Raw genomic sequence first — 15,600 nt, 5'->3', positions numbered from 1 at the left:
GCACCCGACCTCCCGTATCCGCCGCCTCCCCCCACTCCACCTCGCCCGACTCCACCCCACTCCACTCCGCCCCCGCAGTCCGCGGCACCTCTCCGAACTCCCCGGCTGCCCTCCAGCCAAGAGGCCGGTTCGTGCTGCCCGCTGCCCGAAGCCCCCACCCCCAACTCCGGTTAGGAAAGGGACGCATCATGACGCGCACCTCGAGAACCACCCGCCGCGTACTGCCGACGGTCGCCCTGGCCGTGTGCGGCACCCTGCTCGCCGCTGCCTGTTCCGGCGCCGGCGGTGCCGGCGGCTCCGGGTCGCACTCCCTCAACGTGCTGATGGTGAACAACCCGCAGATGGCGGACCTGCAAAAGCTCACCGCCGCCAACTTCACCAAGTCCACCGGGATCAAGGTGAACTTCACCGTGCTGCCGGAGGACGACGTCCGGGACAAGATCACCCAGGACTTCTCCAGCCAGGCCGGGCAGTACGACGTGGCGACCATCAGCAACTACGAGACGCCCATCTACGCCAAGAACGGCTGGCTGTCGCCGCTCACCACGGAGGCGAACGCCGACGCGTCCTTCGACCAGGGCGACATCCTGCCCGCGATGCGCGAGTCGCTGACGTACCAGGGCCAGGTCTACGCCGAGCCGTTCTACGGCGAGTCCTCGTTCCTGATGTACCGCAAGGACGTGCTCGCGGCGAAGAACCTCACCATGCCCGCCCATCCGACCTGGACCCAGGTCGCCGACCTGGCCGCCAGGACCGACGGCGCCCAGCCCGGTATGAAGGGCATCTGCCTGCGCGGCCAGCCCGGTTGGGGCGAGATGATCGCGCCGCTGACCACGGTGGTGAACACCATGGGCGGCACCTGGTTCGACAAGGGCTGGCAGGCGCAGCTCACCGGCGCGGGCTTCGAGAAGGCGACCAAGTTCTACGTCGGCCTGGTGCGCGCCCACGGCGAGGCCGGCGCTCCGCAGTCCGGCTTCACCGAGTGCCTCAACGACCTGGAGCAGGGCAAGGTCGCCATGTGGTACGACGCCACGTCCGCGGCCGGTTCGCTGGAGGCCAAGGACTCCCCGGTCGCCGGAAAGCTCGGCTACGCGCCGGCGCCGGTGGAGCAGACCAAGAGCTCGGGCTGGCTCTACACCTGGGCCTGGGGTGTGCAGAAGGCGAGCAAGCACCAGGAGGACGCCTGGAAGTTCATCTCCTGGGCGTCGGGCAAGGGCTACGAGAACCTGGTCGGCAAGCAGTTGGGCTGGTCCCGGGTCCCGGCCGGCAAGCGCACCTCCACGTACGCCAACCCCGCCTATGTGGCCGCGTCCTCGGCGTTCGCCAAGCCGACCCTGGCGGCCCTGGAGGCGGCCGACCCGGCGAGCCCGGGTGTGCAGCCGCGGCCCGCGCCCGGCATCCAGTTCGTGGGCATCCCGGAGTTCACCGATCTCGGCACCCGGGTCTCCCAGCAGCTCAACTCGGCCATCGCCGGGCGGACCAGTGTCGACAGCGCGTTGAAGTCGAGCCAGTCGCTCGCCCAGAAGGTGGCCGACAAGTACGCGGGGAAGTGACGGGGCCCGTGAGCAGTCCTCTTCTCACCCGACGCCTGCGCTCCCCGCGGCCGGCGGCCGGCCGGGCGGTCTCCTCCCCGCCGCCCGCCCGGCCCCGCGGCGCCTGGGCGCGGCGCGCCCCGCTGCTGCCGGCCCTGCTGTTCATGATCGTCGTCACCCAACTGCCGTTCGTCGGCACCCTGGTGATCTCGTTCATGCGCTGGAACGCGCTGGACCCGGACGATCGCGGCTTCGCCGGGATCGCCAACTACAAGGAAGAGTTCACCGATCCCCAGTTGCGCTCCTCACTGTCCACCACCGTGGTGCTGACGGCGACGGTGGTCGTGGTCAGCCTGCTGCTCGGCCTGGGCCTGGCGCTGCTGCTCGACCGCAAGTTCATCGGCCGCGGGGTGGTGCGCACCTTGCTGATCACGCCGTTCCTCGTGGTGCCGGTGGCGTCCGCGCTGCTGTGGAAGCACGCGCTCTACAACGCCACCTACGGCCTGCTCAACGGCACGCTGACGTGGGTGTGGAGTCTGTTCGGCAGCGACGCGGCGCCGCAGCCTGACTGGCTGTCGGTGGTGCCGCTGCTGTCGGTGGAGGCGTCGCTGGTGTGGCAGTGGACGCCGTTCATGATGCTGATCCTGCTGGCGGGGTTGCAGAGCCGCCCGGGGGACATCATCGAGGCGGCCACGGTGGACGGGGCCGGCGCGTGGCAGGTCTTCCGCTATCTGACCTTTCCGCATCTGCGCCGCTACCTGGAGCTGGCGGCGCTGCTCGGCACGGTCTACGTGGTGCAGAACTTCGACGCCGTCTTCACCCTCACCTCGGGCGGCCTGGGCACCGCGAACCTGCCGTACACCGTCTACACCACCTTCTACCAGGCCCACGACTACGGACAGGCGTCCGCGGAGGGCGTGATCGTGGTGGTGCTGTCGATCATCGTGGCGACCTTCGCCCTGCGTACCGTCTCGTCGCTGTTCCAGGAGGAGATCCGCTGATGGCCGCCACCGTGCCGACCTCGCCCGCCGTGAGCGCCGCCCCGCCGGTGCCACGGGTGTCCGACCCGCGCCGCCGCGCCCGGCGGGGCAGTGCCCTGCTGGGGCTGCTGGCGTGGGTGTGCGGGATCGTCTTCTTCCTGCCCTTCGCCTGGATGGTGCTCACCTCGCTGCACAGCGAGCAGGACGCGGGCACCAATCCGCCGAGCCTCGGGGCGGCGCTGACGCTCCACGGCTACCGGGAGTTCTTCGGCGCCGGCACCGGCGTCAGTCCCTGGCCGCCGCTGATCAACTCGCTGACCGCCAGCGTGGCTTCGACGGTGCTGGTGCTGGTGCTCGCGACCCCGGCGGCGTACGCGCTGTCCATCAAGCCGGTGCGCAAGTGGACCGACGTGATGTTCTTCTTCCTCTCCACGAAGATGCTGCCCGCGGTGGCCGGACTGCTGCCGGTGTACCTGATCGCGAAGAACACCGGGCTGCTGGACAACATCTGGCTGCTCGTCATCCTCTACACCTCGATGAACCTGCCGATCGCGGTGTGGATGATGCGGTCGTTCCTCGCCGACGTACCGGTGGCGATCATGGAGGCGGCGTCGATCGACGGCGCCGGGCTGCCGACGATCCTGGTCAGGATCGTGGCCCCGGTGATCGCGCCCGGCATCGCGGCGACCGCGCTGATCTCCTTCATCTTCAGCTGGAACGAACTGCTCTTCGCCCGGGTGCTGACCGGGGTGGTGGCCGGCACCGCGCCGGTCTTCCTCACCGGCTTCGTCACCAGCCAGGGGCTGTTCCTGGCGAAGGTGTGCGCGGCCGCGGTCTGCATCTCCCTGCCGGTGCTCGCCGCCGGGTTCGCCGCCCAGGACAAGCTGGTCCAGGGCCTTTCCCTAGGAGCCGTCAAATGAAGGCAGCCGTCATCAGCTCCCCGGGCACGGTGGCCGTCGAGACCGTCGACGATCCGGCGCCCGGCCCGTCCGACGTGGTGGTGCGGGTGGCCGCCTGCGGCCTGTGCGGCACCGATCTGCACATCCTCCAGGGCGAGTTCGCGCCGACCCTGCCGATCGTGCCCGGTCACGAGTTCGCCGGCGAGATCGTCGCGGTCGGCGCGCAGGTGCGCGATCTCGCGGTCGGCGACCAGGTGGCGGTGGACCCTTCGCTCTACTGCCACGAGTGCCACTACTGCCGGCTCGGCCGCGGCAACCTCTGCGAACGCTGGGCCGCGATCGGGGTGACCGTGCCCGGCGGCGCCGCCGAGTACGCCGCCGCGCCGGCCGCCAACTGCGTCAAACTGCCTCCGCACGTCCGCACCCAGGACGCCGCGCTGATCGAGCCGCTGTCCTGCGCGGTCCGCGGCTACGACATCCTGCGCAGCCAACTGGCCAGCCACGTACTGATCTACGGGTCGGGCACGATGGGCCTGATGATGCTGGAACTGGCCAAGCGGACCGGCGCGGCCACGGTGGACGTGGTGGACATCAACGCGGAGCGGCTGGTGACCGCGAAGGCGCTGGGGTGCAGCGCCGCGGCCACCGGCGCCGACGAGATCGAACGGCCGCGCGGCTGGGACGTGGTGATCGACGCCACCGGCAACGCCCAGGCGATCCAGGACGCGCTGGGCCGGGTCGGCAAGGGCGGCACCTTCCTCCAGTTCGGTGTCGCCGACTACGCCGCCCGCGCGGTCATCGAGCCGTACCGCATCTACAACCAGGAGATCACCATCACCGGTTCGATGGCGGTGCTGCACAGCTATGAGCGGGCCGCCGAGCTCTTCGCGGCCGGCGTGCTCGACCCGGAGGTGTTCATCAGCGACCGGCTGCCGCTGACCGACTACGCGGCGGCGCTCGACCGCTTCCGGGCCGGCGAGGGCCGCAAGATCCAGGTGAACCCCTGACCGAGCCGCCGTACCGCCGGTGACGAGCCGCGGCGGCAGGGGGCCCGCGGCGGACGGCCCGGGCCCCCGCACGATAATGCCGTGGTGATCCACGAAAGAGACGGGCAGGCCGTGACCCCGGCCCTGCCCGCGTCCCCGACGTCCCCGGCAGCCCGGATGGTGACCGATGTGCTGGCGCCCGCTCATGTGCTGGTGGCGCTGCTGCTCGTCGTGGGCTGGCACTGCGGGCGGGAAACCGGGGTCGCGTGGGCGGTCGGCGCGGGCGGGGTGGCCGTCGGGATACCGCTCGGTGTCGTCCTGGCGGGGGTCCGCGCCGGACGGTACACGGACGTCCATGTGCGGGTCCGCGGCCAGCGCGCGGTACCGCTCACGGTGGCGGTGGTGTCGGCGGCCACCGCGGTGGTGCTGCTCGGCGTGCTGGGCGCCCCGCGTGAACTCGTCGTGCTGCTCTGCGCGATCGCCGCGGGGCTCAGTGTCGGCGGCCTGATCACCGTCTGGTGGAAGGTGTCGGGCCACACCGCGGTCGCCGGCGCGGCGACCGTCATCCTGACCGCGCTCTACGGTCCCGCCCTGCTGCTCCTGCTGGCGCCGGCCGCGCTCGTCGCCTGGTCGCGCCTGGTGCTGCGCGACCACACCCCGGCCCAGACCGTCGTCGGCTTCCTGGTGGGGGCCGTCGTCTCGGGCGCGGTGTTCGTCCCGCTGTACCGCTGAGGCCGAGTCAAGGGTGGACCCGTTCGGGTGGTGAAGCGGTGACTGCCGGGGCAACCGGCACGGCCGCCACCGGTCCCGTGGTGCTGACCGCGGCGTAGCCCGGCACGGCCGAACCGCCTGGAGCAAGGGCCGTGTCATGCCGGTCCAGGGTGTGAACAGTCACGGTATGGTCCGTTTTGCCCGCGGCTACCACGACCACCGCGAAGGATCGACGACCATGACCGTTCTCACCCTCCAGCAAGCCACCCGCCACGTCGAGGCCGGCCTCGCCAAGGCCCGCGAGATGGGCGTGTCCATGAACATCGCCGTGGTGGACACCGGCGGCCACCTGCTGCACTTCTCCAGGATGGAGGACGCCTGGCTGGGCTCCGTCGACATCGCCATCAAGAAGGCGAGGACGGCGGCGTTCTTCAAGATGCCGTCGTCGGCGATCGGGGAGCTCTCCCAGCCGGGCGGCTCCCTCTACAACATCGAGGTCACCAACGACGGCCTGGTCTCCTTCGGCGGCGGGCTGCCGATCACCGACCCCGAGGGCCGGATCATGGGCGCCGTCGGGGTCTCCGGCGGCGCCGTTCCCCAGGACGTGGCGGTCGCCGAGGCCTGCCTGGCGTGACGGGACGAGCCGGCGCCCACTCCCTTCACTCGTTCAACCATCGTTGGTCAGACGAGACTTGAGGGTTGACAACCGAGTGTCAAAACAGCACCCTTACTCTCGTAAGACGAACATCTATCCATGTTCGTTCTGATGAGGGGTGCAGTGAAGATCACCATCTCGGTCGAGGATCCCACCGAGCATTTCCAGCAGCGACTGCTGGCACTGCTGGCAGAACACGCCGCCGACGTCCATGTGGACACCGAGTGGACGGTCGAGCGGGCCGTCCGCTATTACCTGTCGCTGCCGCTCAACGCCCGCCGGATCGTGAAGGAAGCCACGATCCGCGACGGCTACGTGCCGGCCGACGAACTCCGCGAGGACGGCGACGGCAGTCTGCGCGGCCACAGCGCCGCCCTCAAGCGAGCGGTGGAGCGCGGCGTCCGCAACCGGTGGTGGCCGGAGGGCATGGAGGCGCCGATCACCCCGCAGGGGCCCGGGTTCGGCAAGGTGCGGGGGTACTGCCTGCGGCGGAACCTGGTGGATGTGTTCTTCGCCGCCATAGCCGAGGTCGGGCTGATGTCGCAGCGTGACGCGCTGGAGCGGGCCGTCCGCGCGGGTGGCGGCATCTGGGACGCGGAGCGCACGGTCAAGGCACTCGCCGAGGCCGGTGTCACGGTGGACGACAGCCGGGCGCGGCAGCTGCTGGGCGACCTCGCGGACCGCGGGCTGCTCGCCAGGAACGAGGCGAACGCCGAGAACGCCGAGAACGGCAAGGACAGCAAGAACGCCAGGGACGCCAGGGACGCCAAGGACGCCAAGGACGCCAAGGACGCTGCCGTCTACGAAGTGACGGACATCAAGGAGGACCGATCCGCGCTATGACCATGACCCCGGCAGAACTTGCCGCCCTGCCCACCGCTCCGACCCTCTCCAGCACCCTGGCCGAAGCCACCCGTTACGTCGGCGAGGGCCCCCTCCCCGCGCTGAGCAAGAGTGTGTACGGCTCGGCCGACCCGGCCAACTACGCCGCCTTCACCACCCCCGAGCACACCGTCGCCCTGGGCACTGCGCTGATCGCCACCGCACGTCGGCTCAACCCGGCGCTCGGCAAGGAGTGGCCCGACTCCTCCTGGAGCACCGGCCGGTTCTCCGCCACCGTCAAGGACGCGCGAGACGCCCTGATCGCCTGGGCGAAGGACCACACGCCGGCCGAACTCGCCACCCTCTTCCGCATCGCCGCCCATGAGGCCAGCCGCGTCGAGCACTGAGATCACCCCAGACCGCCTCGGAGCCCCTGCGTCAGGCGGGATCGAGCCCGCGCGGGTCACGCGGGGTGCCGCGAGCATGACCGGAGGGTCACCGCGTCGACCAGACGGAGGTGAGATGGCCGCGCTCGACGTCCTCCGACCGGCCCCGGGGCGCGGGGTCAGCGCTCTCGGGGGGCTCGACAAGGGCAGCGAACGGCGTCCGGTTTCGCCGTGCCGAACGGCCCGAACGGCCAAGATGCGGGGTTCCCGGCGGTTTCACGACAGCTCAGGACAGTGCCCGCCATCCCACACGCAGCGGCTTCGGCGGTGCGACGCTTACCGCCCGGACGCCGGTCCGCTACCCTCTCTTCCACCCTCTCACCGGGAGTCCGCCTGTCAAGGCGGGTCATCCCGTGCCGCCCCCCGACGCACCGAGAACCGGGCAGTCTAAGCTTCCTCCGCAACGGCTTGTGCGCGTGTGTCCGAATGCAGGCCGACTCATGCCCAATCGCGAAGGGTATTCGGCGCTTTGATACGTATGGAGTCAGTTACCAAGCGGTATCCTGACGGTACGACCGCTGTTGATCACTTGTCGATGGAGATACCCGACGGTGCCATCACCGTGCTGGTCGGCCCGTCCGGCTGCGGGAAGACCACCACCCTGCGCATGATCAACCGGATGGTCGAGCTGAGCGAGGGACGGATCCTGCTCGACGGGGCGGACATCCGGGAGCAGCCGGTCAACGCGCTGCGCCGGTCGATGGGCTACGTCATCCAGAACGCCGGGCTCTTCCCGCACCGCACCATCGTGGACAACATCGCCACCGTCCCCCGCATGCTCGGCTGGGACCGCAACCGGGCCCGTACCCGGGCGACGGAGCTGATGGAGCGGGTCGGCCTGGACGCCTCGCTGGCGTCGCGCTACCCGTACCAGCTCTCCGGCGGGCAGCAGCAGCGCGTCGGTGTGGCCAGGGCGCTCGCGGCGGATCCGCCGGTGCTGCTGATGGACGAGCCGTTCTCCGCGGTGGACCCCGTGGTCCGCAAGGGGCTCCAGGCGGAGCTGCTGCGGATCCAGGGCGAGCTGGGCAAGACCATCGTCTTCGTGACCCACGACATCGACGAGGCGATCCGGATCGGCGACATGATCGCCGTGATGCGGACCGGTGGCGAACTGGTGCAGTTCGCGCCGCCGGACGAGCTGCTGTCGGCGCCGGCCGATGACTTCATCGAGGACTTCCTCGGCACCGACCGGGGCATCAGGCGGCTGTCGTTCTTCTCCTCGGCCGGCCTCGAACTGACCACCGCGCCGGTCGTGGCGGTCGACTCCACCGCCCAGCAGATAGCCGAGCGCACCGCGCTGGGCCCGCGCTACCTGCTGGTCACCGACACCGACGGCAAGCCGCTCGGCTGGGCGGAGCCCAAGGACCTGACGGCGGGCGGCGGGAGCGTCCCCCGCGAGCGGCTCCTGTCGTACGGGCGGCCGTTCGAGATCGCCCGGCAGTCGCTGCGGGACGCGCTCGACTGCGCGGTGCTCTCCCCCACCGGCTGGGTCGTCGCGGTGGCGGCGGACGGGCGGGTGCAGGGCGTCGTGTCGCAGGAGTCGATCGCCGACGCCATCCGCGGCGCCCACGCGGAGCGCGCCGCGCAGGCGGCCGAGCGAGATGCCCGAGCGAGCCGATGAGCGGCTTCTTCGACATCCCGAGCGATCTCCAGCACTCCTATGTCGGCCTGATCGGGCTGCACCTCAAGGAGGCGCTCGTACCGGTGCTCGGCGGGCTCGTGGTGGCCCTGCCGCTCGGTCAGCTCTGCGTCCGCTTCCGGTGGCTGTATCCGCCGGTGCTGTGGGTGACGACGGTGCTCTACGCGATCCCGTCGCTCGCGTTCTTCGTGGTGCTCATCGACTACACCGGCGCCACCGAGACCACGGTGATGATCCCGCTCGCCGTCTACAGTCTGGTGCTGCTCGTCCCGGCCATCGTGGACGGCGTCCGGTCGGTGCCGGACGAGACGCTGGCCGCCGCCACCGCGATGGGGTTCGGGCCGGTCCGGCGCTATGTGCTGGTGCAGTTGCCCATCGCGGTGCCCGCGATCATCGCCGGACTGCGGGTCGCGGTGGTGTCCAGCATCAGCCTGGTCAGCGTCGGCGCCCTGATCGGCAATCAGGGCGCGCTCGGCAATCTGCTCGCCGACGCGCAGCTCTACCACCGCACCAATCTCGCGGTGAACTCGGTGCTGACCACGGCGGCCCTGGCGATCGTCTTCGACGCCCTGCTGGTCCTGCTGCGGATCGCGCTCACCCCGTGGATGCCGCGCGGCAAGGCGGGTGGGGCCCGGCGCGCCGCCGCCGTCAGCAGCTCCGAGACCGTGGCACCCGCCCTGGAGGACGCAGCCCGATGAACGTCCTGCACTTCGTCAACGCCTTCTTCAGCGACGGCTCGCACTGGCACGGCTACGACGGCATCCCCCGACGCCTGCTGGAACACATCGAGTACAGCCTGATGGCGCTGGGCATCGCCGCCGCGATCGCGTTGCCGGTCGGTCTGATCACCGGGCACACCGGGCGCGGCGGCAACGCGCTGCCGCTGATCGCCGCGGCGGCCCGCGCGCTGCCCAGCTACGGTCTGCTGGTGCTGATGGCCGTGGTGCTCGGCATCGGCCTGACCCCGGTGATGATCCCGCTGGTCGCGCTCGCCGTCCCGCCGATCCTGGTGACGACGTACGAGGCGATCCGCACCGTCGACCCGGCGCCGGTCGACGCGGCCCGCGGCATGGGCATGGACTCCAGCGCGATCCTCTTCCGGGTCGAACTGCCGGTCGCGCTGCCGCTGATCCTCAGCGGGCTGCGCTCGGCCGCCATCCAGGTCATCTCCACCGCGTCCATCGCCGCTTATGTGAGTCTGGGCGGTCTTGGCCGGTACGTGATCGACGGCCTCTACCAGCGCAACTACGAGAAGGTGGTGGGCGGCGCCACGCTGATCGCCGCTCTCGCGGTGGTGACCCTGGGGCTGTTCTCGCTGGTCTCGCGGTTCGTGGTGTCGCCTGGGGTCAGGCGCGGCTGAGCGGGGCGCGAACGGCGAACCGTAAGAGATCAGCCGTGAGAGATCAGGAGATACGCCGGCCGGCCCGGGAGTCCCGGGCCGGCCGGCGTTCACGTGCACGCGGTGGGCGTCCGCCTTCGGCTCGAAGGCCCGGTCAGCCGCCGGTCCGGCTCAACGCGACGTCCAGCACGATCAGCAGCGCGTCGCGGACCGAGCCGCGCTCACGGGCGTCGAAGGCGATGACCGGGACCTCCTCGGCGACGTCGAGCGCCCAGCGGACCTGGTCGAGCTCGTGCTCGATCCGGCCGTCGAAGGCGTTGACCGCGACGGCGAACGGGATCCGCTTGTGCTCGAAGTAGTCGACCGCGGCGTGGCAGTCGTCAAGACGCCGGGTGTCGACGATCACCAGGCCGCCCAGCGCCCCCTGCACGATGTCGTCCCACATGAAGCCGAACCGCTCCTGGCCGGGTGTGCCGAACAGGTAGAGCTTCAGGCCGGCGTCGATGGTGATGCAGCCGAAGTCCATGGCGACGGTGGTGGTGGTCTTGTCCGGGGTGTGGCTGAGGTCGTCCACGCCCGCCGCGACCTCGGTGATGTCGGCCTCGGTGGTGAGCGGCACGATCTCGGAGATCGAGCCGACGGTGGTGGTCTTGCCGACGCCGAAACCGCCGGCGATCACCATCTTGACCGGCAGCGGCGGCCGGGTCGCGGTCTGCCGGGCGACGGTGCCGCGCAGTGGTTCATTCGGTGTCACGGAGTGTCCCCCGGGAGTCGGGGATGGCGCGGAGACCATTGATCACCCTTTTCAGTACGGACGCGTCCTGTGCGGTGTCGGTGTTCGGCACGTACACCGCGAGTTCCCCGCTGGACTGAAGGTCCTCGGCGAGTACCCGGACCACGTTGAGATGCAGCTTCAGCCGGGCCGCCGCCTCCGCGAGCGACTGCGGCACCCGGCAGAGGGCGACGATGTCGTGCCGCTCGAAGGACAGCAGGTCGAGCCCCGCGATACCCGCCGCGGTCGTCACGACCTGGGTCTCGACGGGCATCGGCGGCCCGGTGCTGGCGCCCGTCACCCGGCCCGCGGTGACCAGGAACGGCCGGATGGCGGGCGCCCGCCCGACCGGGCCGGCCGACGACCCCGGGAACGGGTCCTCGCCGTCTGGCGTGCCGCCGGCCGCGGTCATCGGCATCCCTTCCTCGACCCCTCAGCCTTCGGACGGGTCACCTCGTCGACGCGGAACCGACGCTGTTCTTGAGTTCGAGCACGAGTTGCGGGCTCAGCGCCGCGCCGACCCGGTTGGCGAACAGGGTCATCTCGTAGGCGATGTTGCCCAGCTTCGCCTCCTTGGAGGAGACGACACCGAGCACCGCGCCGCTGCCGATCGCGGAGACCAGCACATGGCCCTGCTCCAGATCGATGATCACCTTGTTGAGGCCGCCGAGACCGTAGTTCCCGCTCGCGCCGGCCGCCAGGCTGGTGATGCCGGAGACGATCGCCGCCAGCCGCTCGGAGTCGGGGTGGTCGCGCAACTGCGAGACGGCGATCAGCAGTCCGTCGGAGGACACCGCGATGGCGTCCACGACCCCCGCCGTCTCGGTGGCGAATCGGTTCAGCAGCCAGGTGAAATCGGCTGCGGCGGCACGCAGATCGGCGGGCCCGCCCTGCCCTGCCGAGGTGTCACCTGTCGGCGTAGTCACTGTTCGGCTCCTTCCGGGGACCCTGCTCCGTTGATCGTTCTACCAGTATCCGCCGCCCCAGCGGCATCGCGGTGCGCCCGCTCCACCGCGGCCTCGAAGTCGTCGAGCTCCGAGCGGACTTCCTCGGCGTCGACCGGGCGGACCGGCTGGCGCGCGGCGCGCCGGTCGGCCTCGCCCAGCGTCGTCCTGAGCGTGGCGCCGCGTACCCGGCGCCGCAGCGGGAGCCCCGCGCCGTCATCGCCCCGCGGCCCGGCCGCCGGCGGACCCGCGGTGGCGCCGCGCGCCGGGGGTTCGGCCGCCGCGGCGGGCCCCCGGTCGGACGGCACCCGCCGGGGCAGCGGGGTGAGGCCCTGCCGCGGCTCGGCCGGCGGCAGTTCACCGCGGGCCGCGCCGGACGCCCCCACCTCGGGCCGGGGCCGCGGCACCGCCGCCGGCAGCGCCGAGCGGTGTTCCGGCAGCGGGACCTTGGCCGCGCCGACCCTGGCGCGACCGTCGGCCGCGCCGCCCGGCCGCCCGCTGTCGTCGGAGGAGGAGAACGGGCTCATGAGGAGCATCAGGGCGGCCGGGATCGCCACCTGACTGGTCACGCCGCCGCCCGGGGTACGGGCCAGGGTCACCGTGATGCCCCAGCGGCGGGCCACGCTGCCGACGACGAACAGACCGAGCACCTTGGTGGGTGCCAGGTCGAGCCGTTCCCGGCGGATCAGCCGGGCGTTCTCCTCGTCGAGGCGTTCTGCGCTCATACCGAGGCCGTGGTCGGCGATCTCGATCAGCGCGCCGTCGGTGCCGTTGCGCACCAGGACCTCGACCGGGCTGTGGGCGGGGGAGAACGCCACCGCGTTCTCCAGCAGCTCGGCGAACATCAAGGTGAGGTCGGCGATGATGTCGGGGGCGACGGTGACGTCGGTCTCGGCGAGCAGGGAGACCCGCTGATAGCCCTCGATCTGTCCCAGCGCGGCCCGCACCACATTGGTGAGCGTGGTGGGGCTGGCGTCGAGACCGGCCTCGCGGATGCCGGCCAGCAGCATCAGGCTGTCGGCGTTGCGCTGCAACCGGACCGCGAGGTGGTCGATCCGGTAGAGCCGGTCCAGCAGGGCCGGATCGGTCTCGCCGCGTTCGAGGGCGTCGATCAGCGCGAGCTGACGAGCCGTCAGGTTGGCCACCCGGCGCCCGACGTTGCCGAACATCTCGGCCACGTTGCGCCGGCTGAGCACCTGGCGTTCGAGCAGCGCGGCCGCGGTGCCCTGCACCCGGTTGAAGGCCACCGCCAGGTCGCCGAGCTCGTCGCGGGCGGCGACCGGCACCTCGCGCAGCCGCAGCGGGCCGGCGTAGGCGGCGTCGTCGTCGGCCACCCGGGCGAGTTCCTCGCCGGTGATCTCCGCCACCTGGGCCGCGGCCCCGGTGAGCGCCTGCACCGGCCGCACCACCGAGCGGCGCATCGCCACGGTGAAGACCAGCCACAGCACGAATCCGACCAGGGCGCCGATGAGCAGCCAGGTGGCCCGCCACCACGCCGCGTTCGAGGCCCGGTCGGCGCGGCCGGCCACCTGGTCGATCAGGGCGCCGGTGATACGGAGCCGGGCCTGTGCCTGCCGCTGGTAGGCCGGGTACTCCTGGAGCGCCTTGTCGAAGGCCGCCCGCACCTGGCCGGGGGACTTGGCCACCAGGGCGCTGGGGTCGATCTGGAGCCCGGCGTACTGGAGCGCGATCTCGTTCCAGGAGGTGTTCTGCTCGATCCCGGCGAGCCGGGCGGCCTGGGTCTGGCTGGCGAACCGGCCGAAGCGGGCGTTCTGGTAGGCGTACTGCTGGGCGTAGCCGACCGCGCCGACGAATTCGATGAGCGCGTTGGTGTCACCGGTCTGCGCGGAGAACACGCTGGTCTCCAGCGAGCTGTGCGCGGCGTCCGCGCGCAGCAGCGAGTCCAGCAGGTCGCCGGTGACGGTGGCGGCCACGCTGGAGCGCTGGTCGAGGCCGAGGCCGTCGATCAGTTCGTCCACGATGGCGGTGTAGGCCGGGTCGATGTTGTCGGCCGGCAGATAGCTCTGCTCGATGGTGGAGCGCAGGCTGCTGAGGCCGTTGATCTCCTTGAGCACCTGCGCCTCGGCCGCCGGCAGCCGTGCGCCGAAGGTGGTGCGCACCCGGTTGACCTGGGTGTCGACCGCGGTCCTGGCGCCGAGGTAGTCCACGATCGAGGGGCGCCGGCCGGCGGTGGCCGACTCGTAGCGCACCGAGAGCAGTACGGCCTGCTGGTGCTCGGTCTCCAGCCGGTCGATGAGTTCGGCGATCTGCCGGCTGTCGCGGACCAGTCGGGCCGCGGTCGCGGCGTCCCTGGCCTCGCCGGTCAGACCGGTGATCACGTAGGCGAGCAGCAGCAGGATCACCACGAGCGGCGCGCCGACCAGAACGTTGAGCTTGCGGCGGAACGGCCACCTGTCGGCGAACCCCCGCGCGCCACCCCTGGTAGACGGTCCGAGAACCGGGCGTGCCGGAGCGACCACCTCGTCCACGGACACCGAGCCTCCTGCTTGACCTAGCCGACAACCGTGCGCGGCCGAGGCGCGTGCCGACTTCCGCCGCCCGTCGTCCCGCCGGCTGCCCGCCTGTTCTATGGACGGAAACGACCGGCTGGGCGCGGTAGTTGTTCGTGCCCCGTGACCAACGTCCGGGAGACTACCTCGTCTTCGCCGCTGCCACCCGACCGGATCGTCAAGACTGGGTTACGGACCGGACGCGGTCAGGTTCGGCCATGTCCGCTCGAACCGGCATTTCATCAAGATTCGGGCAGTATGCCGATCGTAATCAGGCCGCTATTGACGGAGATCGAACCGGCTGGATTGGATCGATGGGCAACACCCGCGTGAGCACATCCACACCTTGTCCGATTTATCTAAACTATCCGAAATCTCCCAACCCAGAAGCGGAAACCGTGACTTCTCCCGTGAACAGCGCCTGGTCCAGCCCGACGCGCGTCCGCTTGGCCGGGGTGGCGGTCGCAGCCGCCGTAGCAGCAGCGCTGACGGGCTGCTCCTCGTCCTCCTCCGACAGCCCGAAGGACCCGCTGGCCGGGGCCAAGGCCGGGGGCGACACCGTGGTCGTCGGCTCGAACAACTTCGCCGAGAGCATCCTGATCGGGGACCTCTACGGAGAGGCTCTCAAGGCCAAGGGCATCAAGGTCGTCTACAAGCCCAACATCGGCAGCCGTGAGACCACGTACGGGCTCCTCAAGAACGGCACGCTGACCGTGCTGCCCGAGTACAACGGCGCCCTGCTGGCCTACCTCGACAGCAAGGCGACGCCGACCTCGGAGGCCGCCACCGATGCCGCGGTCAACGCGAAGCTCGACCCCAAGCTGACGCTGCTGAAGCCGGCCCCGGCGCAGGACAAGGACTCCATCACGGTCAACGCGACGACCGCCGCGAAGTACCACCTGACCACGGACTCCACCATCGCCGACCTCGCCCCGGTGGGCAAGGACATCACCATCGGCGCCTCGCCGGAGTTCCAGACCCGCCAGCAGGGCCTGGTCGGCCTGAAGTCGGTCTACGGCCTCACGCCCAAGTCGTTCAAGGCCCTCGACGCCGGCGGCCCGCTCACCGACGCGGCCCTGAAGAACGGCAACATCCAGGCCGGGGACGTCTTCACCACCGACCCGACCATCGCCAAGGAGAAGTTCGTCACGCTCCAGGACCCGAAGAGCCTCTTCGGGTTCGAGAACGTGATCCCGCTGGTCTACAAGTCCGGCCTGTCGCAGGCGGGCGTCGACGCCCTCAACGCGCTGTCCGCCAAGCTCGACACGGCGGCGCTGCTGGACATGGACGCCCAGGTGCAGAGCGAGAGCAAGGACCCGCTGGCCGTCGCCAAGGCGTGGCTGACGTCCGTCGGCCTGGGCTGAG

At 70.8% G+C, this 15,600-nt stretch carries 16 protein-coding genes; 12 read left to right on the top strand and 4 right to left on the bottom strand.

The window, feature by feature from the left end:
- The first annotated feature begins 188 nt into the window (after positions 1 to 188).
- The 11 genes from OG519_RS32140 (at position 189) to OG519_RS32090 (ending at position 10,030) form a co-directional block, all read left to right on the top strand.
- Complete coding sequence (locus tag OG519_RS32140) at positions 189 to 1,553, top strand: ABC transporter substrate-binding protein (protein ID WP_405591494.1); 1,365 nt, start codon at positions 189 to 191, stop codon at positions 1,551 to 1,553.
- Positions 1,554 to 1,696: 143 nt separating this feature from the next.
- Complete coding sequence (locus OG519_RS32135) at positions 1,697 to 2,533, top strand: carbohydrate ABC transporter permease (RefSeq protein ID WP_405593149.1); 837 nt, start codon at positions 1,697 to 1,699, stop codon at positions 2,531 to 2,533.
- Positions 2,533 to 3,432, top strand: a complete 900-nt coding sequence (locus OG519_RS32130) for a carbohydrate ABC transporter permease (protein WP_405591491.1) — start codon at positions 2,533 to 2,535, stop codon at positions 3,430 to 3,432. The genes OG519_RS32135 and OG519_RS32130 overlap by 1 nt, the downstream gene beginning before the upstream one ends.
- Positions 3,429 to 4,418: a zinc-dependent alcohol dehydrogenase family protein gene (locus OG519_RS32125; protein ID WP_405591488.1), complete on the top strand. Its 990-nt coding sequence runs from the start codon at positions 3,429 to 3,431 to the stop codon at positions 4,416 to 4,418. Before OG519_RS32130 ends, OG519_RS32125 begins: the two co-directional genes overlap by 4 nt.
- 84 nt (positions 4,419 to 4,502) lie before the next feature.
- On the top strand, positions 4,503 to 5,129 hold the full coding sequence (locus OG519_RS32120; RefSeq protein ID WP_405591485.1) for a phosphatase PAP2 family protein: 627 nt from the start codon (positions 4,503 to 4,505) through the stop codon (positions 5,127 to 5,129).
- Between the two features lie 217 nt (positions 5,130 to 5,346).
- Positions 5,347 to 5,742 (top strand): heme-binding protein, encoded by a 396-nt coding sequence (locus tag OG519_RS32115; RefSeq protein ID WP_405591482.1) that lies wholly within the window; start codon positions 5,347 to 5,349, stop codon positions 5,740 to 5,742.
- Between the two features lie 132 nt (positions 5,743 to 5,874).
- A complete protein-coding gene (locus OG519_RS32110) occupies positions 5,875 to 6,606 on the top strand; it encodes a hypothetical protein (RefSeq protein WP_405591479.1) in 732 nt (243 codons plus the stop codon).
- The gene (locus OG519_RS32105) at positions 6,603 to 6,992 is read left to right on the top strand and encodes a hypothetical protein (RefSeq protein ID WP_405591476.1); all 390 of its coding nucleotides are present in this window, start codon (positions 6,603 to 6,605) and stop codon (positions 6,990 to 6,992) included. Before OG519_RS32110 ends, OG519_RS32105 begins: the two co-directional genes overlap by 4 nt.
- Before the next feature lie 508 nt (positions 6,993 to 7,500).
- The gene (locus OG519_RS32100) at positions 7,501 to 8,652 is read left to right on the top strand and encodes an ABC transporter ATP-binding protein (RefSeq protein WP_405591473.1); all 1,152 of its coding nucleotides are present in this window, start codon (positions 7,501 to 7,503) and stop codon (positions 8,650 to 8,652) included.
- Positions 8,649 to 9,368 (top strand): ABC transporter permease, encoded by a 720-nt coding sequence (locus tag OG519_RS32095; RefSeq protein WP_405591470.1) that lies wholly within the window; start codon positions 8,649 to 8,651, stop codon positions 9,366 to 9,368. The genes OG519_RS32100 and OG519_RS32095 overlap by 4 nt, the downstream gene beginning before the upstream one ends.
- Positions 9,365 to 10,030 (top strand): ABC transporter permease, encoded by a 666-nt coding sequence (locus OG519_RS32090; protein WP_405591467.1) that lies wholly within the window; start codon positions 9,365 to 9,367, stop codon positions 10,028 to 10,030. The genes OG519_RS32095 and OG519_RS32090 overlap by 4 nt, the downstream gene beginning before the upstream one ends.
- 133 nt (positions 10,031 to 10,163) lie before the next feature.
- Here the strand turns inward: OG519_RS32090 and OG519_RS32085 are convergent, their stop codons facing one another.
- Genes OG519_RS32085 through OG519_RS32070 form a run of 4 tightly spaced genes read right to left on the bottom strand, consistent with a single transcriptional unit; the run spans position 10,164 to position 14,220 of the window.
- Positions 10,164 to 10,763, bottom strand: a complete 600-nt coding sequence (locus OG519_RS32085; RefSeq protein ID WP_405591464.1) for a GTP-binding protein — start codon at positions 10,761 to 10,763, stop codon at positions 10,164 to 10,166.
- Positions 10,750 to 11,199 carry a DUF742 domain-containing protein gene (locus OG519_RS32080; RefSeq protein ID WP_405591461.1) on the bottom strand — a complete coding sequence of 150 codons (450 nt, stop codon included), beginning with the start codon at positions 11,197 to 11,199 and terminating at the stop codon, positions 10,750 to 10,752. The genes OG519_RS32085 and OG519_RS32080 overlap by 14 nt, the downstream gene beginning before the upstream one ends.
- Before the next feature lie 31 nt (positions 11,200 to 11,230).
- On the bottom strand, positions 11,231 to 11,707 hold the full coding sequence (locus tag OG519_RS32075) for a roadblock/LC7 domain-containing protein (protein WP_405591458.1): 477 nt from the start codon (positions 11,705 to 11,707) through the stop codon (positions 11,231 to 11,233).
- Entirely contained in the window at positions 11,704 to 14,220 is a 2,517-nt protein-coding gene (locus OG519_RS32070) for an ATP-binding protein (protein ID WP_405591455.1), read from the bottom strand. The genes OG519_RS32075 and OG519_RS32070 overlap by 4 nt, the downstream gene beginning before the upstream one ends.
- 413 nt (positions 14,221 to 14,633) lie before the next feature.
- On the opposite strand from OG519_RS32070, the gene OG519_RS32065 reads away from it, so the two are divergent.
- Complete coding sequence (locus tag OG519_RS32065) at positions 14,634 to 15,599, top strand: ABC transporter substrate-binding protein (protein WP_405591452.1); 966 nt, start codon at positions 14,634 to 14,636, stop codon at positions 15,597 to 15,599.
- The last annotated feature ends 1 nt before the right edge of the window (position 15,600 follow it).

Source organism: Streptomyces sp. NBC_01190 (assembly GCF_045039895.1).
Classification (GTDB): Bacteria; Actinomycetota; Actinomycetes; order Streptomycetales; family Streptomycetaceae; genus Actinacidiphila.
The sequence above is the reverse complement of the archived record's forward strand: the minus strand, read 5'-3'. Positions and strand labels throughout refer to the sequence as shown.

Bases quoted from the DNA above. Each gene is read 5' to 3' on its own strand.
- OG519_RS32125 (WP_405591488.1), top strand. From the start codon at position 3,429: ATGAAGGCAGCCGTCATCAGCTCCCCGGGCACGGTGGCCGTCGAGACC.
- OG519_RS32115 (WP_405591482.1), top strand. From the start codon at position 5,347: ATGACCGTTCTCACCCTCCAGCAAGCCACCCGCCACGTCGAGGCCGGC.
- OG519_RS32095 (WP_405591470.1), top strand. From the start codon at position 8,649: ATGAGCGGCTTCTTCGACATCCCGAGCGATCTCCAGCACTCCTATGTC.
- OG519_RS32135 (WP_405593149.1), top strand. From the start codon at position 1,697: ATGATCGTCGTCACCCAACTGCCGTTCGTCGGCACCCTGGTGATCTCG.
- OG519_RS32130 (WP_405591491.1), top strand. From the start codon at position 2,533: ATGGCCGCCACCGTGCCGACCTCGCCCGCCGTGAGCGCCGCCCCGCCG.
- OG519_RS32080 (WP_405591461.1), bottom strand. From the start codon at position 11,199: ATGCCGATGACCGCGGCCGGCGGCACGCCAGACGGCGAGGACCCGTTC.
- OG519_RS32110 (WP_405591479.1), top strand. From the start codon at position 5,875: ATGAGGGGTGCAGTGAAGATCACCATCTCGGTCGAGGATCCCACCGAG.
- OG519_RS32105 (WP_405591476.1), top strand. From the start codon at position 6,603: ATGACCATGACCCCGGCAGAACTTGCCGCCCTGCCCACCGCTCCGACC.
- OG519_RS32140 (WP_405591494.1), top strand. From the start codon at position 189: ATGACGCGCACCTCGAGAACCACCCGCCGCGTACTGCCGACGGTCGCC.
- OG519_RS32090 (WP_405591467.1), top strand. From the start codon at position 9,365: ATGAACGTCCTGCACTTCGTCAACGCCTTCTTCAGCGACGGCTCGCAC.